Genomic DNA, 24514 nt, shown 5'->3' with positions numbered 1-24514 from the left:
GACTTCAGAAGGTGGCGTAGCCGTTGCCGTTCGATCCATTGATCGAATAGCTGAAGCCGATGGGCAGGGCGGCGCGCACCTGGGTGAAGAAGGCGGCGAGTTCGCCCAGGGTCGACCGCGGCACGAAAATGATGTCGCCCCGACGCAGGGCCACGACCTCGCCGCGACGCGGGCGCAGATCGACCACTCGCATCATGCGCGATCCGCCGGGACCACGCCGGATCAGGGCCGCGCGCTCGGGCTTGCCCGACGGCAGGAAGCCGCCCGCCTGGACCACGGCCTGATAGGCGTCCAGATCGCCGGTCATCTCGATCACGCCCGGGGTCCGCACCTCGCCGTCGATCCAGACGCGGATCGGCCCGGCCTGGCGCAACGTCACCTCCACGACCGGCCGCACCAGTTGCGAGGCGTAGGCCGAAGACACCTCCCGCTCCAACTCCGGCAAGGTCCGGTCCGCCGCCATGACCTGGCCGACCAGGGGCAGGGCGACCCGACCGTCGGGTCCGACCTTCAGGGTGCGGGTCAATTCAGATGCGGTGGGCAGGGCCACCTCGATCTCGTCCCCCGGATAGAGCAGATAGTCCGGCTCTTCGTCCGTCCAGTCGGCGAAAGGGATGTTGGGGAAGTCGCCGCGTCCCGCCGCTTCGACCCGCTGCACGTCGCCACTCGGGCGCGGCATCCGGGCGGCGTTGCCGCCGCAGGCCGCCAGGGCGGCGCAGCCCGATCCGAGGGCCAGCAGGAATAGTCGGCGATCTGGCGTCATGGAATCGATCTGGTCCGACGAAAGGAGCGTTGGGTCGCAGACTCGCCGCTTATGGGTAACCGATGGTTAACGCCGGTGGGCGAAAGGTGGATTCGCAAGAGACTTTCCAGGATTCGGCCCGCCTATGCGCTCGACGGCATATGTCACGACCCGACCGCGCTACGGCGTGCTGGACGTCGTCGGCCTGCTGTTCCGCGAACTGCTGCTGATGATCATCGTCTTCCTGGTGATCTTCGCCCTGGGCGCCGCCGCCGCCTTCACCCTGAAGAAGAATTACACGGCCCAGGGCGCGGTCTTCGCCGGCGTGGGTCAGGAATATGTCTATCAGCCGCGCGTCGGCACGGCCGAGCGGGGCCAGGCTCCGCAGGGCGACGAGGTCGCCAATTCCGAGGCTGCGATCCTGAGCTCGGGGCAGGTGCGCCAGCGCGTGGTCGAGGCGCTGGGGCCGGCGGCGATCCTGGGCAAGACTCCGACGGGATCACGGGACCGGGCAGAGGCGGCGGCGCGCAAGCTGATCGGCGCCAGTCTGAGCGTCGGCACCGCGCCGGGCAGCGCGGTCATCCGTCTGAGCTACGAGGCCGACGACCCGGAGCGCGCGGCGCGCGTGCTGAACACGGTGATCGAGCAATATCTGGCCTATCGCCGCGAGGTCTTCCAGGACAAGACCCCCGCCATCGCCACCCAGAGACTGGCGTTCGAAGGCGATTTGAGCGCGGCGGATCAGGCCTATGAGCAGTTCCTGACCAGCAACGACATCGGCGACTTCACCGCCGCCAAGACCACGCTGGCGGCCGTCTATCAGACGGTCTTCACCGACCGGCTATCGACCCAGAGCCAGCTGAACCAGACCAGCCAGAGGCTGAACACCCTGGTGGCGCAGCAGGCGGCGACCCCGGCGGAGGTGGCGCTTCAGCAGGACCTGAACATCTCGGCCCAGGATCAGGTGCTGCAACTGCGGACCGAGCGGGAGCAACTGCTGTCGCGCTATCAGCCGGACGCCCAGCCTGTGAGGGACATCGAGGCGCGGATCGCCCAGCTGCAGGCCTATGTGGGCACGGGAACGGCGGTGGGGGCCAAGGAGGTCCGCACCGGGCCGAACCCTGTCTGGACCGAGCTGGAGACCAACCGGATCAACACCCAGGCCGACCGCGACGCCCTTGCGGCGAGGCTCTCGGCGCTGGATCGTCAGTTAACGGACATTCGGGCGCGGCAGGCGCGGCTGACGGCGCTGGAGTCCGAAAACGCGACCCTGGCCGGCAATCGCGAAGTCCTGACCGCCAATATTCGCGAGTTCCAGCAGCGCGAGAGCCAGAGCCGGGCGGACAACGCCCTGGTCGCCGCCGGCGCCGACAATGTCACCGTGATCGAACGCGCCCAGCCCCCCTCGACCGGCAAGAGCCTGAAGGCGCCGGCCCTGGCGGCGGTCTTCCTGTTCGCCGCCTTCACCGCCCTGTGCATCGGCCTGCTGCGGATCTTCTCGCGGCGCGGCTTTGCAACGCCGGACTCGGTGCGGCGGACGCTGGATATGCCGGTCCTGGCCGTGGCTCCGGCGAAGGCGCACTAGCCTCATGCCCGTGTTAGGCTGAGCCGATGGAGCGCGTGGCGATTCGATGGTCGATCTGACGTCCGAAATGGCGGGCCTGTGGGCGGCGCTGGGTCCGGCGCCGGCGCACCGCGCCCGCGTGATCCAGTTCGCCGCCGCCACGACCGGAGAAGGCGTCTCGACCGTGGCGCGGGAGTTCGCGCGACTGGCCGCCGTCCGTGCGCGAAAGCCGGTCTGGCTGGTGGACGGGGACCTGGCCCAGCAGGGGCAGCTCGAAGCCATCGCCGCCGAACCGGACCGGTTCGGCCAACTGGGCAAGCCGGCCCAGGCCTCGCCCGACGGCTCCAGCTTCTTCGCCGTCACGCCGGCGCCGACGGGACGGGACGGCAAGCCGATCCCGCCCGCGCGCCTGCTGACTGCGCGACCCTGCCTGGGCGGCCGGTTGTGGATCACGCGCTTCCACATGGAGGCCCTGCGCTCTGGCCACCGGGTCGAGGCGATCGGCGAGGCCGGTTATTGGGACGCCCTGCGGCCGCATGCCGACACCATCGTCATCGACAGCCCGGCCGCCGACCGCAACGACATGGCGATCATCCTGGCGCCCTTCGTGGACATGACGGTTCTGGTGGTGGCGGCCGGCGGCGCGACCGCGAGCGGACCGGTGATCCTGCGCGACGAGATCGAGGCCGTCGGCGGCCGTATCGCCGGAGTGGTCATGAACCGCTCGACCTACAAGCCGCCCAGGTTCCTGAGCCGGCTGGCGGGCTAGGCGCGCCTTCGCAACATGGCCGCGCCGTATAATTTCGGTTCGAACCCCTTGGTCCAGAAGAGCTTGCCAAGGCCGCGCGCCGCGCGGTCCAGGGTTTCGGCGCGGGCGGGGCGGCGGAGCAGGGCGAGGGTCAGGGAGGCGAGACCCCAGACGGCGGCCTGGGCGGCGCCGATCAGCATCCAGCGGGCGACGCCGGGCCAGTCGCGGCGGGCGGCGGCCATCTGGCTGGGGCTTTGGCCATAGGCGAAGGCGCGCATCAGGGCGTAGTTCAGGGTGGCGCGGTCGGGGGGCGCGAACTCGTCCACCCAGGCGTCGGCGGCCCAGCCGAACCGGCCGCCGCGCGCTTGCAGGGCGGTGAACAGGCGGTCGTCCTCGCCGCCGGTCTGGTCCATGGCGGCGTCGAAGGGGGCGGGGCCGGGCAGGGCCGTGGCGCGGACCATCAGACTGTTGCCGCAGCCGTGGATCTGGTCGGTCAGGCCGGTCTGGGTCGGGCCGTCGCGGCCGAAGAAGCGTTCCAGATAGGCGGTGGTCCATCCCGTGCCCTCGGGTACGCGGCCCCGGATCGGGCCGAACAGGACGTCGGCGCCGGTCTGAGACTGGGCCTGCAACAGGGCGGACAACCAGCCGGGGGAGGCGGCCTCGTCGTCATCCAGGAAGGCGATCAGGGGGGCGTCGGCAGCGGCCAGGCCGATGTTCCGGGCCGTGGCGACGCCGGGGACGGGGGCGTGGGCGTAGGTCAGGGGCACCGGCGCTTCGGCCCGCAGGCGGTCGATCAGGGCGGCGGCCGAGCCGTCGGGGTCATTGTCGGCGACGACCACGGCGGCGATCCGGTCCAGCGACCCGACCTGAGCAAAGACCGAACGCAGGGCCCGCTCCAGCATGACCGGCCGACGCAGGGTGGGAATGACGACGGCGACGTCCCGCATCAGATCGCGTCCGCATAGACGGCCGCGCGGTACAGCCGCAGGGCGAAGGCGCGGGTGCGGGTCGGCAACAGCGGCGACAGGGCGGCGCCCCTGGCCATGCGACGGATCAGGGGCAGGGACGGCAGGCGTTTCAGGGCGCGGGCGGCCTTGTAGCTGGGGTAGGTCTGGACGATGGCGGGGTGCAGGGCGACGACGCGGGCGAAGTTGGCGGCGCCCTGGTCGAACTTGCGCGCCAGGTCCGGCACCGTGTCCAGGCCCATATGGGTGGCCGGGTTGTCGATGTGGACGACCTGAAACCGGCGGGCGACCCGCATGGCCCATTCGACATCCTCCCACCCCCAGCCGGTGAAGCCGGGGTCGAAGGATTCGACGGCGAAGACATCGCGCCGGACCAGCAGGTTGGAGGTGTAGACGTATTTCTCGGGCGTCTTGGCGCGCTGGGCGGCGCGGACGCATTCGCTGGCGCCGGACAGGGCGCGGTGGACGGCGAAGCGGCGGTCGCGCGGGGCCTGTTTCAGCGAGAAGCCGCCGAAGGCCACGGCCGGATCGTCGCGTGCGATCAGATCGACCCAGGTCTGGAGGAAGCGCGGGCTGTCCGGCTTCATGTCGCTGTCGAGGAACAGCCAGGAGCCGGCGCGGGCGGCGATGGTCAGTCGGTTGCGCCCCCGCGCCCTGCCTTCGTTGGCGGACAGGGTGACGAGCCGGGCGGGCAGGGCCAGGGCGTCCAGCGCCGCCTTCAGCCGGGCGGTCAGGGCGGCGTCGCCCGTGCCGTCGTCCAGCAGGATCAGCTCCACCCGGCCGGCTAGGGTGGGGCCTTCGGTATCCAGCCGGCGCAGCAGGGGCTCGGGGTCGTCGCGCAGGAAGGGGATCAGGACCGACAGTTCGGGCCGGGCGGCGGCCCAGCCGGGGTTGTCGTGGATATCGGCGCGGGAGCCGCTCATGCCGTCGCCCTTCGTCGGGCCTGGATCAGGCGGTTCAGCACGTCGCGCACCCCGGCGGCGTTGAGCGTCAGCGCCAGGGCCGCATAGACCAGTCCGCCGACGCTCGCGTCCAGCATCAGTTCGACAAACCCGCCCAGCGGTGGAAGCCGCCAGACCACCAGGGCCATGCCGGTCGAGGCCACGCCGCAACGGATCAGCGCCTCCCAAGGTATCGGCAGGGCGATGGCGCGGCGGCTGATCAACAGACAGGCGACCAGGCCTATGGCGAAGCTGAGGGCCGTGGCGACGGCGGCGCCCAGCACGCCGAGCCGGGGGATCAGGATCAGGTTCAGCAGGATGTTGGCCAGCGCCGGAACAGCCATGGTGACCAGCAGCAGGCTGGTTTTCTTGCCCAGGGTGAAGCCGAAGCCGAAATAATAGGCGATCAGGCCCGACATGAAGGCCGAGGCCGCGATCCAGGGTGTGACCAGGGCGGCGGCGACGCGAAGATCAGGGCCGATCATCAGTTCGGCCAGGGGGCGGGCGACCAGGCCCAGGCCGACGGCGGCGGGCAGGCCGATCAGGATCAGGGTCGAACCCTGTTCCAGGGCCGTGTGACGCAGCGCCTCTCGGCCGCCGCGCTCCAGCGCCATGACCATGGCCGGGGCCCCGGCCGCGCCCAGCCAGATGAACATCACGTCCAGGGTGCGGTTCGCCAGGCTGTAGCTGGCGTGATAGGCGCCCACCGCCGCCGCATCCATGAAGCCGGCCAACAGGAAGCGGTCGGTCGAGGCCAGGACCAGGGCCAGGGTCAGCGACGCCGCGATCGGATAGCCATAAGCGGCGTAGGCCTTCAGCCGCGCGCGATCCACGGTTCCCCCGGCCGACTGGCGCAGTTCGCCCGGCAGGATGAAGGGCAGGGCGAACAGGGGGGCGATCATCAGCCCCAACATGGGCGAGGATGCGCCGGCGCCGGCCAGGGCGAAACCGGCCCCGACCAGAAAGCCCAGGACGGCGACAAACATATCGACCGAGGCGGCCTTGGACACCTCGCCGGCGGCGCGGTAACGCTCCTGCGCCAGCTTGGCCAGGTTGCGGATCGGCGCCCCGGCCAGGCCGAAGCCGACCGCCAGCTTGAAGGCCGGGGTCAGGGGCAGAAGCCAGACCACGACAGCCGCGACGGGCACGAACACGGCGATGACGGCGAAGGAGGTGCGGTACAGGCTCGCGAAATGGGCCGCCAGGCCCTCCGGCGTGCGCTCGGCCGCCCAGAAACGGGCCATGGACGCCTCCAGCCAGCTGAAGCTGACCGTATGGGCCAGGCTGGTGACGGAGAAGGCCAGGGCGTAGTGGCCGAAATCCTCGGGGCTGAGCAGGCGGGTGAAGACGACGATGGTCAGGAAGCCGACCACGCCCTGAACGATCTGGGCCGGCAGATAGCCCCAGACGCCGCGCCAGAACATGCGCTTCTCGCTCACCGCACGGCCGCCCGGTCGCCCAGCAGGACGGGGATGGTGATCAGGATGATCCACAGGTCCAGCCAGAAGGACTGGCGCTGGATATAGTCGATATCCAGCTCGACGCGGCGACGCACCTCGGCCTCGCTGTCCACCGGTCCGCGCGACCCGCAGACGGCGGCCCAGCCGGTCATGCCGGGCTTGATGCGGTGACGGTGGGCGTATTCGGCGACCAGAAGCGCGGATTCGGTCTCGCCGGTCCTCATGCCGATGGCGTGAGGGCGCGGGCCGACCAGGGACATCTCGCCCCTCAGCACGTTGAACAGCTGGGGCAGTTCGTCCAGGCTGGAGGCGCGGATGAAGCGGCCGACGCGGGTGACGCGGTCGTCGTCGGCGACGACCTGGCGGCTGGCGGTCGCATCGGCGTCGCAGTGACGCATCGAGCGGAATTTCCACACCACGATGGTCTCCTGGTTGAAGCCATGGCGACGCTGACGGAAGAAGACCGGGCCGGGGCTGTCCAGCCGTACGGCCAGGGCGATCACCGCCATGACCGGGGCGAAGGCGACCAGGGCCAGGGCGCCGATCACCACATCCTGCACTCGTTTGACGAAGGCGCGGCGATCGGCGTCGGGAGCGGACCCGATCTCGGCCAGGGACGGACCGGCCAGACGATTCAGCGCCGCCTCACGACTGGCGTCGGAATCGAACAGGACGGTCAGGGGATTGGGCAGGGTCTCCAGACGGCGCGTCAGATCCCGGACCCGCGCCCCGGCTTCGGCGTCGATCGCCAGAACGATCCGGTCGACATAGGGGAGCATCCGATGGGTCAGCAGGGCGTTGGCCCCGCCCAGCACCGGCACCCCGGCCAGACGGTCAGGCGAGCGGGCCAGGCGGTCGTCGAATACGCCCAGCACGTTCAGGTCGCGCCGTTCCAGCGCCCGCCGGATCAGGGCCTCGGCGTTTCGGGTCGCCCCGACGATGACGATATTGGGCGACAGCAGGCCCTGCCGTCGCCAACGCGCCGCCAGCACCCGCCATAAGCCGTGCAGGGCGACCAGACAGACCGTCGCCGCAAGGCCCCAGTGCAGGACCGGCCCCAGGCCGTGCCCGTCCAGGCCCAGACCCACCAGCAGCGCCGCCCCGATCGCCAGGGCGACGATCCCGACCACCCCGACCAGATGGAGCAGGGGCGTCGGCTCTGCCCCGAATCGATAAAGGCCCAGGCTCCGCAGCAGGGCCAGGGCGACGACGACGCCGGTCGCCAGGGGCAGGACGGCGCCGACGGTCAGGGTCTTCACATCGAGAGACCCCAGCGACCACAGGGCCACAACGGCCAGACCGACCACAGCCAGAACGTCAGCGACGCGGAAATAATAGGCGGCCAGCCGCACGGTCGAGCGCTGGCGCGCGTTTCGCCACACCTCCGGCCGGAACGGACCCCGCTCGGCATGCGGCGCGAGGCTGGCGGCGGCGCGGTCGTTCGCACTCGCTGCGGTCGGCGCGGCAAGGGGACGGGCGCAGTCGGGCATGTCGATCCGGAGTTTCCGCACGGCCGCCACCCTGCATGCGCCGCCTCTATGTCGCGTTAACAACAGGTCTTTGGTTCGAACCGGATTGCACGACGCATCATGCTCGGCTATCGAGCCCTTCGCTGGAGACGTGGCCGAGTGGCTGAAGGCAACGGTTTGCTAAATCGTCGTACCCTGTAAGGGGTACCGAGGGTTCGAATCCCTCCGTCTCCGCCATTTTTTTCCGTAAGTGGCCGTGATGACACGGCTTTTCTTCGGGGGTGGCCCGCCCGTCCCAAAAGCCGTCATCAAAGTGCAGAGGGCTGTTCCTTCCGCTTCCGCGTTGCCCGCCTTGGCGAACTCGCCTCGGGCTGGGCGCGGGGCGCGGTGATCTCGGCGGAAGATGGCCGCTGCGGTCGAACTCGACCGGCTTTTTCGCGGCCCTTCTTCCGTTTCGGCTTGGCAGAGGCTCCATCCTGCGGTGGCGATGCGTCGTTCACTTCCGCGAAGGTCGCCACAGCGGCGTCGGAGGCTGCCCCCCATCCCGGTAATCCCTGCAAAATGCGCTCGGCATTTTTATCGGGCGAGACGTGGCCGTAATGGTCCTCGATCATTTTGACGGAGGTGCCCATCTGCTTGGCCAGGAAGAGGGAATCGACACCTTCGGTGAGCCGGAAGGTGGCGTAGGTGTGCCGGAAACAATAGGTGCTGCGGCGGCTGCCGCTGGCGGAGAACAGCAGTCCGGACTTATCGAGAAGGTGCCCGAGCGGGCTATTGTAGAGGCTGACTGCGACCTCCCCCTTGCGGGTGCAGAATACTGGATCGTCCGGCCCTTTGGCCGGGCTGATGGCTTTGATTTCGTCGAGGTACTCGGCGACCTGTATCGGGGCGACCAGCGTGCGGAACTTGCCCTTGCCGCGCACATTCATAGCGACGAACGGGCGGCCCTTACTGTCGCTCCGAATCTCCACGTCGCGCCAGCGCAAATTGCGGGCTTCGGGCGGCCGCATGCCGGTGTTGGTCATCACCAGGATGAACCAGTAGACCATCTTCCGATACCAGCCGACATATGAGCTTCGCGCCTTCTCTTTCCACTTGGTGCGAGCGTAGGTGTGGAGCTTGCGGTATTCGCGCGGCGTGAACTCCTCGCGGGAAACCTTCTTCAAGCCGGGAACGGCTTTGAAGGGGGACAGGTTGGGGATCAGCTTCTTTTCCACGGCATAGGCCATGATGGCCCGGATGGTGGTCATTTCGGCGCGGATCGTGGCGTCGCTGACGATCTCGCTTCCGTCTCCCTTGCGTTTGCCCTTGCCGGTGCGCTTGCGGGCGATGGGATAGCTTTTCCAGAGCGCTTCGCCGATCAGGGTGATCTGCCGTGCGCCCATGTAGGGATTCAGTTGGGTTCGGATATGGGAGTCGATGGACTGCCAGCGGCGCATTGAGATTTGCCCCGCCTCGGCGCGTTCCTTTTGAAAGGCGCAAAACTCGGCGGCGACTTCCGCGAAGGATTTGTCGAAAACCGGGTGGCCGAGCTCCAGCTTCACGTCGATGCGGATCGCCGCATCGCGCGCCCGCTCCCGAGCCTCGGCTTCCAGCGGCGTTTTGAGGGAAATGAACTTGTAGGCGTCTTTGTCGGGAATCTTGATGCGGCAGTACCAGTTGCGGTGCTTCACATCGGTCCGGCGGAAGATGATGAGGCCGGGGCGAACCATCGCCACATCGGCCATGAACGCGCGGTCCTTCGGTGTATCGTCTGTATGGAAACTGTGCAGAAAATCTCCACTAAGTCATTGATTTTGCCAATCTGTGCATATTTGTGCAGTAAAAATTATACGCTATTTAATGAATAAAATCAACTTGTTGATGTAATCTTCTTGTAGCAATTCGGTAATGTGACTACTAGAAACGTTTATAATACAGAAGGATATTTGGCGTAGTCTGACCTGTGCAGGAATTGTGTAGGTCGTTGCTCTTTTTCGTTCATTTGAGATAGCAGAACCGGCCCACGCCAGCGACGGAAAACGTCCCGTTGTCCACACCGGCCCCCCATCAGAACAACGACAGTTGCCGGGAAGCATCGACGTAGCGCCGCCATGCGGGTTTTGCGGCTTCTTCGTTCAGCCATGCCGTGACCTGCGCCACGACATCGCCGCCCTTGGCTTCGACCGTGCCGCACGGGAGGAAGTGCGAGCGATAGCCGGTTTCGGTGATGGGCAGCGGCGCGCGATCCGGGCGGATGCTGCGGATCTCCAGATGGGCAATCGCGCCCCATTTGCTGGGCCAGTAGGACGCCTCGATCTCGATGCCCTGCCAGAGGAAGCGGTGGATGTGGGGTTGCTGCTCCATCGTCAGCACCCCGCGAACACATGCACCACGTCAAACGCGGTGGTGAGGGTGAACAGGTCGCCGCTCAGTTCGGCGTCCCGCGCCATGGCCTCGTAGTCGATGTAGTAGCGCAGCGCATCCGGAACGGCGATGGTCTGCTGCGTGATCTCCTGCACATAATCGGCAAGGCTGGCGTGAGCGCCAAGGTAGCGGTCGATCAGCGCGTCGCGCGCCTCGTCCAGACTGCCGCTGTAGTAATCCAGTAAGGTCGCGCCGATTTCGCCATGCCCGGCGATGAAGGCGGCCAACTCGCTGACGCGGTCGAAGCCGGTATGCTCCCCGATCCGTAGCGGCCCAAACCCCTCATGGTCATGAATGGCCCATTCCTCGGCCCCGGCGACGGGCGATGCGTCCAGCATGGCGCGCACGGCGTCGTAAAGCGCCCAGGGCTCCTGCGCCGCATCGATCCATTCGCCATGCAAGCGGCCCTGATTGTAGGCGGCAAGGCAGGCCACATAGATGCGGGGTTGGTCGGTGTTGGTGGCAGTGATGGCTCCCATGTCTGTCCTCCAGTGGGTTTGGGTTTCAGGTGCGATCTGAAACCCTGCCTCGTGGCGAACAGCGGGGGGCAAGCGGCGGGGCGGCGTCGCGGGGAACCGGCTGCACGGAACCGCAGGTGAAGGAAGCTGGGCGGACGACGCTCCAAAGCGCGCCAGGGGCAGCGCCCCAGCCTTATGCGTTAGGGATCGTAACCGGATGGCGGAAACGGCGGCGGCGGTTCCGTGAGCGCCAGCGAGTAGAGCGCGGGCCGTAAGGCAACGTCCAATGCGACTTTTGATATAGAGCTGAAATTTCATATGCAGTATGTGTTGCTGATGCAAAACACCGCAGAAGAAGAGGTCAAAGAAGTCTTCGCCTACTTTGGGCGGGCCTTCTACGAAGCTGGAGTTTTAGAAACCGGCTTGGCGATGGCGCTCTTATGGTCGGACTTTCTGGCCAAGGTACAAAGCGATTATCGCGCCAACGGCAAGACGTTCAAACGCTCGGAATATGAGGCGGCGTTTGACGCCTTCCTCGATCAGCAGCACCGGCAGGTAATGGGGACCCTCATCAGGCGGGTGACGGAATCGACTGTTCTGAGCGATGAGTTGAAAGCCAAAATTCAGGAGGCAAACAGACGAAGGAACTTCCTGACACACCATTTCTGGCGAGAGCGTGCGGTCGAATTTTCGACCCCAACTGGCCGCGCGCAATTGATCGTGGAGTTGAATGAGGAGGCGGAATTTTTCGCGGGCGTAGTCGATGAACTCGACTTGGCGATGGTGCAGGTCCGCAAGGACGTAGGCATCGACGAGGCTGCGCTACAGCGGCATGTGACTGAGTACATGGCGAAGGTGGAGGCCATGCCCTGATGTATGGAATCCAGCCGTACTTTGTTTTGCCCTCAAAAGGGCATCTGCGTTTCCTCGTGCATCTCTACAGGCGTTTCAGAAACGACGTATTGAATAGCATCGACAGAAACCTTGCGGATCGTTGAAATATCCAGGCGGAGGCTGGCGGCGACTGTGGGCTTCGGCTCCTCGACAATCGGTTCGAACCATAGATCTCCCAAGCCAGTTTTATCTTCCTTGACAGCCTCTTGAGTCGGAGGAACAGGATGAAGATAGACGGTTTCTACACCGTCTGGAGCTTCCTCATCACTTCCACCGAACTGATAAACTCCGGCGACCTCTCTTCGAACTTCGTCGGGGGCGTTCTCGACCACGCATGCATGTGGAAACAGGACGATGTTCGTCATCCCGCCACTTACTTGAGACGAGCTAAAAATCAGGCCGTCCACGGCCAATTTTCCACGCGTCCAAAGGTATTCTGCGACTACCTGGGTTGGGAGATATTCCAGTGTCTCTCGGCCGGGAATGATCGGCTTTCGAATTTCACGATGGAACCCTCGCAGGAAAGAGGCGTGGCTGTGCATTGTAAAGTAGTCGGGATGAAAATAGCTCAGATCGTTGTGAACGAGTTCCAGGCGTGTGAGGTCGAGCAATCGCAGCGGTCTTATAATCTCGAACCGACCGACTACCGCGACACCGCCCACCGGCACACGCAACTCCGCCGCCGCTGTTGCGGCATCGGCACTGCCGTAAAAGACGCTGATACCAGCAGAGTTCATACGTCCTGCTGTGGCGTGGGTCGGAGGCGGTGCTGATAGTTCGGCTATTGGCGCTGCGTAAATTCTCGTTCTTGCCCCTTCTTCGTTAGCCAGCCGCCCTCTAAAGACGAATCGATCTTCGTCCTCCGGTCCAATGGTTCGGATAACGTTCCGGAATATTTTCTGGCGACCCTCAAGAATTGCACCAAGAATTTTATCGAGCAGGGTGATTGCGCCGACACTGAAGAAACGCCGCTCATGTTTGATCGACTGGCAAAAGGATTCCCATGCCATCCGAAATTCTGGATCTTCCGGGGTTTCAACGACGAATATGTCCTCGCTGTCGTCGTACAAGTCTCGGTCTTCGCCCATTCCAATGGCGTAAGAATGATCGGACCCTAGCTGTTCTACAATAGCTTCGGCGATACTATCGTCCGCGCAACTGATCATATCACCGATCAACTGACTCGGCTTATCTCCTCGAATAATCCAACGAACATTATCGCTATCCTGGTCGAAGTCCGGCTCTTGATCGCCTACGCCTACCATGATGCGATAGACAGGGTCGATTCGCTCAGCGAGCTTTGCAATTGAAACTGTTCTTAAGCGAACATTATCGCAATAATCACAGGGTGCTGGCTGGCCGAATCTTCTGATCTCCGTGTTCAGTTGGGTATCGCCAATGCAGGAGTGACAAACGCGCGGCGCATCTTCAATGTCATCGTCAATGTCGCCGAGATTCACAGGTTTCATGGAGATCTATGCCTTCGCCAAGGCAGCCACCTCTGCGAGCAACAATGGCGATAACCCAAGCGCCTCAAGCGGCCGGGTACGAAGCCATTGGAGTGCTCCAGCGGTGTCCAGATCTTTTCGAGCGGAAAGTTCATTCAGCTTCATCGCCGTGACCCGAGAGAGACCAAGCGAAATGAAACTGATCATCGTTTTGTCGGACGCGCCGACTTCAAGATAGAGCGGAACAGATGGTATGCTGGTTACAAGATCGACATAGCCAGCACTGTCCAATCCGTAGACCAAAAGTGTGTTGTAACAGCCGAACATGCGGACGGCTTGGAATCGGATATCCGTCTCGATCAAAGTCAAAGTGTTACGAATAGTGGTCTGTTTCGGCTTATCCGGCGCACGGTCGATCTGCTCCTGAATGATCTGCGGCAGCGGGAGGCCTTTCATCCACTTGAGCGCTATCAGCGCATGAAACCGGTGAAGGCCGCGCGCTGTATCAAATCCTAGGATCAACTCATGGCAAATTTCCAGGATGTCCGCGTATGACTTAAACGCGTCCCCTTCGCGCGGATGCAGCGGGATCAGGGATTTAGCTCCTTCCTTTCCTTCGGCGATCCTGGCGTTCAGCTTATCAAATATTCTCTGTTGCTTGTGCGCAGACACATTAGGGGTGCGGCGCAGGACCTCGGCTGGAATCGTGACCCGTTCCCCGGCGTCCAGAAGCGCCGCAGACAAAAACGCTGATTGAGGGCTGTCAGCCTCAACGCCAATCCGTTCAAACGTCTGGTCCAAGTCGCCATTCTTGAAGTCCGTGTAGAGACGGAGAAATGTCGTTTCCAAGTTCGCATCGTCACCACGGGCGGCGGCGTTCGAGCCCGAAATCACCGTCATCAAACTATCCTGATGATCGTTGATACTGGTTTCGATAGCCGGGACAATGACTGAATCTTTCGGTCCATCGAGAGGTTTCTTTTTCCACTTGTCGTAATCGATCAGGAAAATGTTGCCTTGGAATTCCCTGCGCAACCTGCCTGCTCGGCCAGACAAGTTCCAGAAATCCGTCGAGTCCAGCGGGTTTGTTTTCCCTTTTTCGGGCGCGAACATGAAGATATTTTTCGCAGGCAGGTTCACGCCCTGAAGTAGGGTGCTTGTGCACACAAGATAGTCGATGTCGCCCGATGAGACTGCGGCCTCAATCGCCCGCCGCAACTGCGTTGGAATGTTGGAATAGTGGAAAGCAACGCCGTATTTGACGCATTCCACGAGGCCATAATTGGCGTGCACCGCTTCTTTGGCGAGGTCGGAAAGCGCGAGGCGTTTTTCCGTGGGTTCCCGATCGGCAAACAGTTCGGCCAACTGCATCGCGACCTTTTCAGCCTCTGCCGGGCCATTCGCGTACACGATGTTTGAGTGACCCTTCCCGAGGACGGCCGGGATATGAACCAACTTGTCGATGCGGCTTGCCAAGGTCCGGTCAAGTTGAAGCGCGGTTACCTGCCGTAAGGATTGCGATCCATCTCCAGCCGTGAGAACGGAGATTTTTCCCTTGGTCGCTGATTCAACTTTCGCAACGAGAAAATTTTGCGCAACCGTGGGCTCGATTGAAGAAAATGGAATGACGTCATCGAGGCCGAAAAGGCGTCCAAAAACGTCAAGGTTCCTGATCGACGGACTCGCGAAAAGAATCTGGGCCGAAGGGTCTCTCACAAGCAGATCATCGATCACCCATTGCAGCAGCACGCCCCGTGACCCGTCCGCTATGGAATGAGCCTCATCTACGATGATGACACTGGCGGCAAAGTCCGGATGGGCACTTAGAGCTAGCTGTGCGCGCTCCTGCGTCATGACGTAGATCACTCGCTTGTCCAGCGGGGTGTCCGAATCGACTGGGACGGTCACGATGCTTGGAGCCTCGTGGGCGTAGTCTTTGAACTGGGCAGTGAGGTCGTCGGCGACCTGAGAAATCAGTGCGCGCGTCGGCACGAGGTAGATGACGCTACGCGGCGCGTCCTTGCCAAATAGCGCAGACAGAAAGCCTTGGAGAACGAACGACTTTCCCGCAGAGGTGGGCGCAGCAAGAGCAATTCTGCGGTTCCGGATAAGGCTCGACCAAAGGTCATGCTGGAAGTCGGTCAAATGAACGAGCTTGCCGTTGATCATCACCTCACGGTGGTCGGCGGATGCGATCTCTTCGGCTGCCAGCGACAACGGCAGGCTAGCCTGGGACGATTCAACGTCCTTACGAGTGCCGATGGACGGGAAATTCCCTAGTCGTGTGAGGACCACACGCAGAGCCTGATCCAGCGGTACGGTCTGAGCGCCAAACAACTCATATGCACAAGTGGCTACGCGAAATGCCGCCCGACGATGGATGCCTGTTTCGGAGCAGGCCAAGATAGCTGCTGCTCGCATCAGTCGTGTCGCATCCGAAAGATCTTCGGGAATAGAGGCCTCTACGCCCAGTTCCTTGGTGAGCCATGCGAGTTCAATCCGTTGCGCCGCTTCATGGAAGCGCGGATTTCCCCAAACCTTTTCGGACAGTTCTTGGATCACGATTTCCAGCCGATCTTTTCCTGAAACAGGTCGCGAAACTCTTGGACCGCCGGTAGCGGGAAGAAGAAAAGTTCTACATCCTGACCGTCGATGCCCGCTTTCTTGAGCGCCTTGGCTACCTTGGGGGCAAGAGCCGTTAGCCGCTCGGTTGCGAGGCTTCTAAACTGCTGTTCCGCTGCGTCAGATCCGGACGTGGCCGCTTTCTCAAAGCCGTCAAAGTCAAAACCGATGAGGCAGGTGATGACATCCCGGCGCTCGTTGTAGGCTTCGTCCATCGGATCGAGATACTGGAGAAGCGCAGCCTTGCCGCCGTCATCCAGCCCCGAGAAGTCGATATTCCGCTGAACCAGTTGTATCTCGTGGCCGATCTTCGCGGGGTCCAACGACTCCGCAATCGAGGTGACAGCCGCCTCGATGGCTGCGCCAACGTCGGCGTACATTTTTGACTCGCCCCAGTAGATAAAGAGGCGCGAGGTTTCCGGGCAGTACCGGACATGGACGCCATCAGCACCATGAACGGGCATTTCACGGTTAGTCTTCAGGCTCATTTTTGCGATGATCTGTGGAGCGCCTAGAATCCATTCAGTAAGTAGAAAAAGGATTAGTTCACCGGCCTCCCCATTTCGATTGGTAGCCTTGTGAGCGCGGATGAACAGATTCGCTGCCGTGTCGTTTAATTGCAATGTCTTTAACTTGAATTCATCGACCGGCACCTTCCCATAAAGCGCATCAATCTTTCCGATCTCGGCGCGTGTAAGGGAGAATGGGGTGAGATGCAGCCATATCAGTTCCACCAATTCATGAACTGTGGCTTTGCCTTGACGGAAGGAAGGGAAATGTAGCCGGAGTTTCACTCCGCTGCATTCGCACACAACCTCATGGTTCAATTCCCTGATACGCGGCCCCAGCTTGCTATAGTCGCGCCTCAAGGCTGCGAGGACTATATCCAAGTCTGGTTGTTCCGTTTCGTCTGCGGCTGTGTGAACCAATTCCCCTCCAGCGTGTCCCTTTTGGGAAGAATGGTAGCGCTACGCGATGATAATGTAAGTAGAAATTCTTCGGTCGTTCTAGGTGGCCAGGAAACTTAGGGGTCGAGGCGCGCCCATAGCGGCTACATTTCGACACAAGTCGCGCTCGCGCCTTGGTGGTGTGAGGATTTTCGAAGCGCGCCGAGGGCACCATTGGCCGTTTACGGCGCTTCAACCGTTGATGTGCGACCTGGCCGCCATCATGGTTGTACCGATTGAAGTAGTTGCCGATCCGACGGATTGGGCAGGTTGGGCTCAGGCGCTGGGCGGTATCGCGGCGATTTTAGCGACTTGGATTCTAGCTTCGCGGGACAGCAGGAGAGCGCATAGCGGGGCGGAGCAGCAGAAGAGGGCTCGTCAGGCAGCCATTTGTGCCATTATCGACCTCGCAATCTCGACGCTCGAAACACTGAACAGGAAAGCTGGCGCAAAGTCATTCACGCGAGGGAATATTGCTGCCTCGGAAGATGCTGCGGATGCCGTCCTCGCTACGCTCGCCTCCATTCCGCTCCTTGAACTTACTACGTCTCAGATCGAGGCGGTGAGCGCGGTAAGAGGACATATGACAACGGCCCGACGCCGCTTGGGTTTCAGCCGCAACCATCTAGAGAAAGATGAAACGGCGACGGCTCGCTTCGATGGTTTGCTGAAGCAAACGAAAGAGGCGCGTGAACGCCTGGTGGGGTGAAGCTGGGAAGCTGTTGGTTCTGCGCAGCACGGCGTCGCAACGATCACGACTCTTCATCATCCTCATGTCGGCGGACCCAGATGATGATGGTGTTTCCGTCGATTTTCCCGTCTCCTTCGAGATCGCGTTCACGGAAAAATTCTCGCAGTCCAGCGAGTGCAACGTGCGAGCCCATATTGATGGCTTCGACGACGGTGGCGTGAGCAAATTTTCCTGGCTCTGACTCCGGGATGGCGTTTCCGAAGATCGATCCCGCTACGAACACTCCGGCAGCAGAAAGCTTCCTTTTGCCTTTCAGGATGATCGATCCATCTTCCAGGGAAACGGTCACGAACGCCATATCATCGATGGTCCGAAGCCAACTCGACCACCGGGCAAAAGAGCCGACAGAGAAAAGGACGGCAATTGGCCAAAGAATGAAATGTGGTCCCGTGGGGAAGCCAAACCCAGCGGGTCTAATCAGGTGGGCTTTGGCGTAGGTGCGGATCTGTTGATCCAGCTCTTCCATGAGGCTGGTCACTAGTCGAACGTCGTCTTCGTTCGTGAGACGGCCGTCTTCAAAATGAATGCTGATCTCGTCGATCAGCAGGCGTAGTTCGCCACTTCTCAGCAGTACGTCAGTCATCGTCGCCCCCGTGTGTTAGCACAACTAACCGGTGCCGGGCGAACGAGTCTAGCCAGGCGGGCGAGTGGAGCTGAGGCCCTGGAGCAGATGTCCGCAATAGCCTGCAACTGACGTTGTGTGGGGTCTGATGGACGGTCGTTTTCGGCGGCGCGCGATGGGCGCGGGCTGCCGGAAAGGAACAGCCGATGTCCAATCTCCATCATCTGCACACTGCCGCCAAGGGGGGCGCGCAGGTCATTCATAACCTCCCGCCGCTGCCGGAGCCGAAGAACCCGGTGGTCGCCTTCATCCTGGGCTTCTTCTTTGGGGCCCTGGGTGTGGCGATCTATTTCAAGAGCCCGAGGGACTTCTTCGTCTGCTGCGGGCTGTTCGTCGGGCTGTCGATCCTGATCCCTGGTATCGGCAGCATCGCAGGGTGGCTCTTTTCCCCCTGCTACGGCGCGTACCGCGCCATGACGTCAAACGAGCAACTGGGCCTTTGACCCGAACACCGGGGCGCGCTGGTCGCGCCCCGGCTTTCCCGACACATGCAAGGAGGCCCCTACCATGAGCAAGGTCGAGATGACGACCCATGCCGGGCGTCGTGCGCAGCAGCGCGCGGTGCCGCCCTGGCTGGTCGAACTGGTCGTGCGCCACGCCGATCTGGAACTACCGCTGGGGGAGAGGCGGATGGCGTTGCGGCTGTCGCCCGATGCGGTCGCCACCCTCCGGCGTGACCATGGAATGGACACAGCGGAACGGGCGAGATCCGTCGTGCTGGTGATGGTCGATGGCGTCGTGGCGACTGTGCTGCGCGCGATCGGGAAGCCGAGCCGACGCTATCTGTGGAGGCGGCGATGATCGACCAGATCAGAAGCCTCCTCGTCGGCATCTATCTCGTATGCCGACTGATCGCCAGCGGGGCGCTCGTCGAGCCTCCCGACGATGTGTAGCCGCCAGCGATCCCGCGAACGGGGGAGGGACGATCTCCTCGTCACCGGGTGGGTGGGAGTGAGCGCCACGCCGTCTGTGGAATGGTCTTGGCCCCCGGTCGGGCGGCGGGTTTCCGTCCTTTGGAATACCCCTGTCGCAACGACCGGCAATCGCCCTGAAAAGCCGCCTCTGGCGTGGTTGAGCGGATAGCGAAAAACACAACCGGGCTAATGTCAAGCGCATCAAATCATTGAGTTTTTGTGCACAAACTGGCACAGTTTGTATCAGTGCACATCCACACTCAAAACGATGGATGACGATGGCAGGCCACCCGGTTCAAACACCAGGGCGGTTCATGGCGATCTACCACTTCCGGGCTAAGGTCATTCAACGGTCGGCGGGGCAATCGGCGGTCAAGTCCGCCGCCTACCGACATGGCCAACGGCTTTATGACGAGCGGCTGGAGCGAGCCTTTCGCTACCGCAAACCCGATGTCCGGCACTCGGTGATCCTGGCGCCGGAGGGGGCGCCGGACTGGGTGTTCTCCAGATACCAGCTGTGGAATCGAGCCGAGGCGGCCGAGACGCGGGTCAACGCGCAGGTCGCTCGGGAAGTCGAGATTTCACTACCCCGCGAGGTCGGGCCGGAGGCGCGGATCGCGCTGGTGCATGCCTATGTGCGGGAGCAGTTCGTGGCGCGGGGAATGGTGGCGGACATCGCCATCCACGCGCCGCTGGGGGCGGACGGGCGGGAGCAGCCCCACGCCCACATCATGCTGACGATGCGCAAACTGGATGCGACCACGCCCACGGGCTTTGCCAAGGGCAAGGCGCGAGAGTGGAACGAAGACCCGGTGGTGGAGGCGGCGCTGCGGGAGGCGAAGGACGCCTTCCGCAAGGGCGAGACGCCGGAACTGGCGGCGCGGATCGAAGCGCTCGATGCGCAGCGCAACATCCATGTGTGGCGCGAGGCGTGGGCTGCCCACGCCAACGACGCGCTGGCCGCTGCGAATGCGGCGGCGCGGATCGACCACCGGACGCTGGAGGCCCAGGGCATCCGCCGAACGGCGGAGCCGCATCTGGGCCTCGCCCGGCATATCGAGAACGCCTACGGCCATATGAAAGCCCGCGTTGCGAACTGGCTGGCGGTGGTGAAGCGCAACGAGCTTTACCGCGCCTTCGTCCCCTATGAGCGCCGCGACGCGGCGAAGTTCACGCGGGATGTCGCCGCCATCCGGTCCTTCACCGATGGGCTGATGGACCATTGGCGGAAACGGCCGCGCCGACCGCAACCCCCACCCCCGTCCAAGGAGGTTTCCCATGAGTGGTAGCTTTAACGAATTCGTTCAGAAGGGCGGTTGGGCCAACCGTGTGCAGGAGCCGCGTGACGCGAAGACCGCTGGGCAACCCGTCGAGGATGAGCAGGCGGTCGGCAGCGGGCCGTACAAGGCCTACGGCTACACGCCCGCCGACGACCTCGAAACCTGCGATGTGTCGTGGTGGCTGAAGGGCGAGATCCCTCAGGGGCAGGAGATCCAGTACCGGTTTTTGGTGCGCGTCGGATATCTCGGCGACGACCAACTGCACCTGATGCTGACCGACTGCATCCTGCATCTGGAAGGCCGGAACCTGACCGATCTACGCAAGCGGCTGGCCCGAAGGCGGGTGACCTTCATCCGCGCCTTCAATCCGGCCCTGTGGCCAGCGCCACAGGCGGGCGAGCCGCTGATCGAACGCATCACGCTGCATTATCCGGGGGAGGGGGGCGCGCCCTGATCGGCGGCAGCCTGCTCGGCCGTTTGCAGTTCCTCCAGGAGGACTTGGTAATCCACATCGACTTCGGCTTTGGCCTGGGCGAGCCATTTGGAAAGGCTCTCCTGGCGGAGGACGATGTCGCGCAGTTGCGCGGCCGGATCGTGCGGCGGGGCGTCGCCCTCGGCGAAGCGCGCCATCAGTTCGTTGATGGCGTGCATTCGCCCCATGATGAGGCCGAGCCGGTAGACCGGATCGTCGGCGAGTTCGTCTTCCATGGGACGCCATTACCATGCAGGCTGGGCTTTCGTCCCGCCACCGGCGGGTGCCGGCGGCGGGATCGGCTGGCCTCAATAGTCCGAGGCCAGCATGATGGTGAGCACCCGCGCGGTTTGCGCCGGGTCGCTCGGGTCGTTCGATCCGTAGCGGAGCGCGGGGTCGTAATAGTCGATCTTCCAGAGCAGGACTTGTCCGGCCAGGTTGATCGACCCGAAATCGTGCTCACCGTAGGGGTCGTTGTCCGGCGAGAAGCCGTCGAAGGTTTGCACGGCCCGTGTGGCCATCAGGACGAAGGCTGGACCTTCCGCCTGGACGCCTTGGGTGATCATCCACCGGCCCGCTGAGGGGCCGGTGGTGCGGAACGCATCGTTGAGCTCGCGAATGCGTGCCTGAGAGGCGATGGTGGGGCTCATTGGTCGCCCCCTTTCCCGGCTGGGCGCTCGGTGATGGCGCGCATGACGATGCGGCCTGCCAGCGGGATGGCGTCGCAGGAAATCGCGAAGCCTTTGCCGTCCTTATGCGCCCAGGCAGCGCCGAGCTCGGTCCAGACCGCGTTCTCGCCGTCGCCGACGACGCGGAAGATGCGGTGTGTGGGCTTGCGGCCCGATTGTTGGGATTGGTTCTTAGCCATGATGGTCTCCTCTGGTTCGAGCCACGGACCATTTCCGCGGCTCATGGGAGCCCAGGGGCACCGGCCATCGAGGCCGCGATCACACCCCGCGCCAGCGCCCGGAGGGAACGGAGCTGCACGGAGCCGTCAGGCGGAGGAAGCGAGTTGGGTTGAACGCGTCCGGGCCAGTGCCACACCGCTCCTCATGAGAGCCGTGAGTGGTTCGCGCCCCTAACTATGGGATGCCCAGCCATGAGTTGCGCAATGACGGGGCGGTGGTGTGCGGCCTTCATCCAGGCGTTTTCCAGGCGTTCAGCCCTGCGCGGAAACGGGATGAACCGATCCTTGAGCGGGATAGAAGGGGTTGTTCAAGTACGTATTTAATCTTCAATGAAATGTAACATTGCAAATCAGCTAAGATGATATACTAAAATGCATGAAAGCATACCCGTTCATGTTCGCAAAAAGCGAGAAGATATCCGAATGGCATCCGGTTGTATTGCCTGGCTTTATTTTAGACAGAGAGGCCAGGAACTTGTTGCTGGAAGTCGCGCAAAACGCCCATAGCACTGCGCCGGGAGAGGCGATAAGAGCTACACGCCAGCACAGTAAATTGGGAACTTTCGACATCATCTTTCAAAAGCGGGCATCTGGCCTCACTGACATGCACCACCGTCGAGTGGATTTCAGAGAAGGGTTCATCCTTCGTCACCGGGATTCGACCGTCGAAATCTTGCAGTCGCATTTAGACGCCGCGCATGACGCTATGATGCCCACGTTTGAACGGTTCCAATCCGCTGGGAATTGGAGTTCGGCTCAATCCAGTTCCGCGCTTGAACTCGATCTGACGAAAGTCGTGGAAACCACGCCGCTTAAAAAGCTGCGTGAACTTCCCCAAGCCGTTGAGCGCCAGGCGACCAATGCTGGCGCAACCTTTGCGGGAAAGCGGTTCACGCCCTCGGGTTGGATGACGCCTCAGAAGGGCGTCATCATCGCCAGCGTGGTCGCTACCGTTACCGCTGGGGCGTTCCTGATAGCCGCCCATCGGCGGCGCACGTCAGAGAGAGCCAGTGAAACTGCGAGAAGCCATCCCTAATCACAATCCTCCACAATGGAGTTTGCGAGCGTCACCGTATGCAAGTTAGGGTTCAGCTCTAGGGCATCGGGGGTACACATCATGCAAGCGGTAAAGGTTTTTCTGAGCGGCGGCGCGGGTTCAGGCAAAACAGTCTATCTGGCGTCGCTTTTTCAGACACTAACGATTGCCGATAACCATATCGGGCTGCGGTGCGAGACATCCGCAGCAGCACGGGGCCGGCTTCGTTCCATCTACAATCGGCTAGATGGGGACTGGCCTGAGGGGACGGCACTGGCCGAAACGCATGAGATTCCATTCTCCTTCTTCATCGATACGGCGATTGGAGAATCCTTCCTCGGCACTAAAGCAACATTCTATGATTACGCAGGTGGAACGATCGCATCCAGTGGTGGAGCCACGAACGCAACTGTAGCGGATAGGATGGAGGATATTGAGCGACTAGCCGCCGAGTGCGATGTCGTCATCTGCGTGGTTGATGGTGCGGAGGTCTATCGCTCGCTCCAGGCCGGTGCCCGCCCAACCGGCGCATTGCTCGACTCTATCGGTGCGACTGTTGATTTCTGGATCAATAGTAATCGTAAGCGCTCCATGCTACGGCAAAATCACTATTTCCTAGTTACGAAGTGGGATCTGTTCCCCGAGGCGGACGATACACTACGGGCAGTGCGCGACCTCCTTCTAGGAATTCCGTTGGTAGCTCGTTACCTTGCAAAGCAGGATGAGAATTCCGTTGTCCGCATTCTTCCGGTAAGTTCGGTAGGGCGAAGGTTCGCGGTATTGGATGAGATCAGCGGTGGCATGGTAATCAACCCGTTGGCTGAGATCGAGCCCGTCAATGTCGATATTCCGGTGGCTTGCCTGATCCCGGACTTGATCGAAGCTGAACTTGCTCGTCACGCCGTCGAACTGGAAGCCCAGCGCCGGGCCGAGGCCAGTCGGCGAATTCCTTGGTGGAAGCGTGCGCTGCATTTTATCGGGGACACAGTACAGCAATCGCCCACGTTGCGACGTCTTATCGACGGTTTGGGTATTGATCTTGCCGATGTGGATCGAATTGGCGATTTGCTCAAGCATCCTGCCATACAGACTGAGGAAGATCGGCAACGTAAACTGGCTGAGATTGCTTTGAAGGTGAGCAGCCAAAAAGAGGCAAGCGCCGTGATCCATCAGCATTTCGCGCAGATTAAAGACGGGTTCGACACACGCTATCCATCCTCTCTAGTGCGAGGATTAGCCTGATGCGGGCACGCCCTTTTCTCTTTTCCAAAAATCCGGTCGCTCCTGAATGGACGCCTGTGGTGGTGCCTTCCAGCGTCACTGATCGCGAAGCCCGATCCATCCTCTTAGAAGCGCAAAAAGGCGACCTTATTGAAGATGGCTCTGCGATCTTGATAAAGGCGAACCATTCCGTCTTGGGCGTAATGGATTTGCTGTTTCGGCAAGATGCGCGAGTGTTCCGGGACAAGCGCGGGCGGCGTTTTCAGCCATATGAAGGAATCATGCTCTCTGAGCGGCGGAAGGGATATGTGTTCTGTAAGGAACATCTTGATGTCGCACGCGAACTTTTGCGTCCGCAGTTTGAAAAATTTTGGACCGAAGAAAAATGGTCTAGCGAACAAGCTAAATCGGCGGCAGCTTTTAATCTTGAAGATGTGGAAGCAAATACGCCATTAAAAATTTCATATCGTAACATGCGCATCGGAAATGATGTTTTATCGGCGCAGGAGCGTAAGACGCGAACATATCGTGACGGCTTTGCTGCGTCTGATGAGAGACGTAAAAATTCGCAACTTAAGGTGTTTGCTGAACGGTTGGGGGATTTTGTGTTCGGGCCTCGGGAGTCTGATGAGCGGAAAGACTGAGCT

At 62.2% G+C, this 24514-nt stretch carries 26 protein-coding genes and 1 tRNA gene; 12 read left to right on the top strand and 15 right to left on the bottom strand.

Annotation, left to right across the window (positions count from 1 at the left end):
- Positions 1 to 4: 4 nt before the first annotated feature.
- Positions 5 to 763 (bottom strand): polysaccharide biosynthesis/export family protein, encoded by a 759-nt coding sequence (locus tag AC07NC_RS07055; RefSeq protein WP_494569059.1) that lies wholly within the window; start codon positions 761 to 763, stop codon positions 5 to 7.
- Positions 764 to 887: 124 nt separating this feature from the next.
- Here AC07NC_RS07055 and AC07NC_RS07050 point away from each other — a divergent pair, with 124 nt between their 5' ends.
- Together AC07NC_RS07050 and AC07NC_RS07045 are read left to right on the top strand one after the other, a co-directional pair.
- The gene (locus AC07NC_RS07050) at positions 888 to 2327 is read left to right on the top strand and encodes a GumC family protein (protein ID WP_494569058.1); all 1440 of its coding nucleotides are present in this window, start codon (positions 888 to 890) and stop codon (positions 2325 to 2327) included.
- Positions 2328 to 2373: 46 nt separating this feature from the next.
- The gene (locus AC07NC_RS07045; protein ID WP_492073707.1) at positions 2374 to 3075 is read left to right on the top strand and encodes a P-loop NTPase family protein; all 702 of its coding nucleotides are present in this window, start codon (positions 2374 to 2376) and stop codon (positions 3073 to 3075) included.
- Here the strand turns inward: AC07NC_RS07045 and AC07NC_RS07040 are convergent.
- The 4 genes from AC07NC_RS07040 to AC07NC_RS07025 are packed head-to-tail and all read right to left on the bottom strand — an operon-like array spanning position 3072 to position 7931.
- Positions 3072 to 4001, bottom strand: a complete 930-nt coding sequence (locus AC07NC_RS07040) for a glycosyltransferase family 2 protein (RefSeq protein ID WP_494569057.1) — start codon at positions 3999 to 4001, stop codon at positions 3072 to 3074. The genes AC07NC_RS07045 and AC07NC_RS07040 overlap by 4 nt on opposite strands.
- A complete protein-coding gene (locus AC07NC_RS07035; protein ID WP_494569056.1) occupies positions 4001 to 4942 on the bottom strand; it encodes a glycosyltransferase in 942 nt (313 codons plus the stop codon). Before AC07NC_RS07035 ends, AC07NC_RS07040 begins: the two co-directional genes overlap by 1 nt.
- Positions 4939 to 6384 carry an oligosaccharide flippase family protein gene (locus AC07NC_RS07030; protein ID WP_494569076.1) on the bottom strand — a complete coding sequence of 482 codons (1446 nt, stop codon included), beginning with the start codon at positions 6382 to 6384 and terminating at the stop codon, positions 4939 to 4941. The genes AC07NC_RS07035 and AC07NC_RS07030 overlap by 4 nt, the downstream gene beginning before the upstream one ends.
- Before the next feature lie 11 nt (positions 6385 to 6395).
- The gene (locus AC07NC_RS07025) at positions 6396 to 7931 is read right to left on the bottom strand and encodes an exopolysaccharide biosynthesis polyprenyl glycosylphosphotransferase (RefSeq protein ID WP_494569055.1); all 1536 of its coding nucleotides are present in this window, start codon (positions 7929 to 7931) and stop codon (positions 6396 to 6398) included.
- 103 nt (positions 7932 to 8034) lie between these two features.
- Here AC07NC_RS07025 and AC07NC_RS07020 point away from each other — a divergent pair.
- Positions 8035 to 8126, top strand: a tRNA-Ser gene (locus AC07NC_RS07020).
- Between the two features lie 71 nt (positions 8127 to 8197).
- Here AC07NC_RS07020 and AC07NC_RS07015 read toward each other — a convergent pair.
- The 3 genes from AC07NC_RS07015 to AC07NC_RS07005 form a co-directional block, all read right to left on the bottom strand.
- The gene (locus AC07NC_RS07015) at positions 8198 to 9616 is read right to left on the bottom strand and encodes a tyrosine-type recombinase/integrase (RefSeq protein ID WP_494569054.1); all 1419 of its coding nucleotides are present in this window, start codon (positions 9614 to 9616) and stop codon (positions 8198 to 8200) included.
- Positions 9617 to 9938: 322 nt separating this feature from the next.
- Complete coding sequence (locus AC07NC_RS07010) at positions 9939 to 10235, bottom strand: hypothetical protein (protein ID WP_494569053.1); 297 nt, start codon at positions 10233 to 10235, stop codon at positions 9939 to 9941.
- Positions 10236 to 10237: 2 nt separating this feature from the next.
- On the bottom strand, positions 10238 to 10774 hold the full coding sequence (locus AC07NC_RS07005; RefSeq protein ID WP_494569052.1) for an antirestriction protein ArdA: 537 nt from the start codon (positions 10772 to 10774) through the stop codon (positions 10238 to 10240).
- A gap of 297 nt (positions 10775 to 11071) precedes the next feature.
- Between AC07NC_RS07005 and AC07NC_RS07000 the strand changes: the two genes are divergently transcribed.
- Positions 11072 to 11626, top strand: coding sequence for a hypothetical protein (locus AC07NC_RS07000; protein ID WP_494569051.1), 555 nt, complete (start codon positions 11072 to 11074; stop codon positions 11624 to 11626).
- Between the two features lie 32 nt (positions 11627 to 11658).
- Here the strand turns inward: AC07NC_RS07000 and AC07NC_RS06995 are convergent, their stop codons facing one another.
- The 3 genes from AC07NC_RS06995 to AC07NC_RS06985 are packed head-to-tail and all read right to left on the bottom strand — an operon-like array spanning position 11659 to position 16607.
- Positions 11659 to 13116, bottom strand: coding sequence for an RES family NAD+ phosphorylase (locus tag AC07NC_RS06995; RefSeq protein ID WP_494569050.1), 1458 nt, complete (start codon positions 13114 to 13116; stop codon positions 11659 to 11661).
- 6 nt (positions 13117 to 13122) lie between these two features.
- Positions 13123 to 15657 (bottom strand): DEAD/DEAH box helicase, encoded by a 2535-nt coding sequence (locus AC07NC_RS06990; RefSeq protein ID WP_494569049.1) that lies wholly within the window; start codon positions 15655 to 15657, stop codon positions 13123 to 13125.
- Positions 15654 to 16607: a HamA C-terminal domain-containing protein gene (locus AC07NC_RS06985; protein ID WP_494569048.1), complete on the bottom strand. Its 954-nt coding sequence runs from the start codon at positions 16605 to 16607 to the stop codon at positions 15654 to 15656. The genes AC07NC_RS06990 and AC07NC_RS06985 overlap by 4 nt, the downstream gene beginning before the upstream one ends.
- Positions 16608 to 16866: 259 nt before the next feature.
- Between AC07NC_RS06985 and AC07NC_RS06980 the strand changes: the two genes are divergently transcribed.
- Positions 16867 to 17373 (top strand): hypothetical protein, encoded by a 507-nt coding sequence (locus AC07NC_RS06980; protein WP_494569047.1) that lies wholly within the window; start codon positions 16867 to 16869, stop codon positions 17371 to 17373.
- A gap of 43 nt (positions 17374 to 17416) precedes the next feature.
- On the opposite strand, the gene AC07NC_RS06975 is transcribed toward AC07NC_RS06980, so the two are convergent.
- A complete protein-coding gene (locus AC07NC_RS06975) occupies positions 17417 to 17998 on the bottom strand; it encodes a hypothetical protein (protein WP_494569046.1) in 582 nt (193 codons plus the stop codon).
- A gap of 185 nt (positions 17999 to 18183) precedes the next feature.
- Here AC07NC_RS06975 and AC07NC_RS06970 point away from each other — a divergent pair, with 185 nt between their 5' ends.
- The 4 genes from AC07NC_RS06970 (at position 18184) to AC07NC_RS06955 (ending at position 20685) form a co-directional block, all read left to right on the top strand.
- Positions 18184 to 18480, top strand: coding sequence for a hypothetical protein (locus tag AC07NC_RS06970; protein ID WP_494569045.1), 297 nt, complete (start codon positions 18184 to 18186; stop codon positions 18478 to 18480).
- A gap of 64 nt (positions 18481 to 18544) precedes the next feature.
- Positions 18545 to 18838 carry a hypothetical protein gene (locus tag AC07NC_RS06965; RefSeq protein ID WP_494569044.1) on the top strand — a complete coding sequence of 98 codons (294 nt, stop codon included), beginning with the start codon at positions 18545 to 18547 and terminating at the stop codon, positions 18836 to 18838.
- 427 nt (positions 18839 to 19265) lie between these two features.
- Positions 19266 to 20240, top strand: coding sequence for a MobQ family relaxase (mobQ, locus tag AC07NC_RS06960; RefSeq protein ID WP_494569043.1), 975 nt, complete (start codon positions 19266 to 19268; stop codon positions 20238 to 20240).
- Positions 20230 to 20685, top strand: a complete 456-nt coding sequence (locus tag AC07NC_RS06955; RefSeq protein ID WP_494569042.1) for a hypothetical protein — start codon at positions 20230 to 20232, stop codon at positions 20683 to 20685. Before mobQ ends, AC07NC_RS06955 begins: the two co-directional genes overlap by 11 nt.
- On the opposite strand, the gene AC07NC_RS06950 is transcribed toward AC07NC_RS06955, so the two are convergent.
- The 3 genes from AC07NC_RS06950 to AC07NC_RS06940 form a co-directional block, all read right to left on the bottom strand.
- Positions 20658 to 20939, bottom strand: a complete 282-nt coding sequence (locus tag AC07NC_RS06950; protein WP_494569041.1) for a hypothetical protein — start codon at positions 20937 to 20939, stop codon at positions 20658 to 20660. The genes AC07NC_RS06955 and AC07NC_RS06950 overlap by 28 nt on opposite strands.
- A 72-nt stretch (positions 20940 to 21011) precedes the next feature.
- Positions 21012 to 21353, bottom strand: a complete 342-nt coding sequence (locus tag AC07NC_RS06945; RefSeq protein WP_494569040.1) for a DUF3768 domain-containing protein — start codon at positions 21351 to 21353, stop codon at positions 21012 to 21014.
- Positions 21350 to 21571, bottom strand: coding sequence for a hypothetical protein (locus tag AC07NC_RS06940; protein ID WP_191554160.1), 222 nt, complete (start codon positions 21569 to 21571; stop codon positions 21350 to 21352). Before AC07NC_RS06940 ends, AC07NC_RS06945 begins: the two co-directional genes overlap by 4 nt.
- A 415-nt stretch (positions 21572 to 21986) precedes the next feature.
- On the opposite strand from AC07NC_RS06940, the gene AC07NC_RS06935 reads away from it, so the two are divergent.
- The 3 genes from AC07NC_RS06935 (at position 21987) to AC07NC_RS06925 (ending at position 24511) form a co-directional block, all read left to right on the top strand.
- Entirely contained in the window at positions 21987 to 22646 is a 660-nt protein-coding gene (locus tag AC07NC_RS06935; RefSeq protein ID WP_494569039.1) for a hypothetical protein, read from the top strand.
- 81 nt (positions 22647 to 22727) lie between these two features.
- The gene (locus AC07NC_RS06930) at positions 22728 to 23888 is read left to right on the top strand and encodes a hypothetical protein (protein ID WP_494569038.1); all 1161 of its coding nucleotides are present in this window, start codon (positions 22728 to 22730) and stop codon (positions 23886 to 23888) included.
- Complete coding sequence (locus tag AC07NC_RS06925) at positions 23888 to 24511, top strand: hypothetical protein (protein ID WP_494569037.1); 624 nt, start codon at positions 23888 to 23890, stop codon at positions 24509 to 24511. Before AC07NC_RS06930 ends, AC07NC_RS06925 begins: the two co-directional genes overlap by 1 nt.
- The last annotated feature ends 3 nt before the right edge of the window (positions 24512 to 24514 follow it).

The organism is Brevundimonas sp. GW821-FHT10A07, assembly GCF_059415785.1.
The sequence above is the reverse complement of the archived record's forward strand: the minus strand, read 5'-3'. Positions and strand labels throughout refer to the sequence as shown.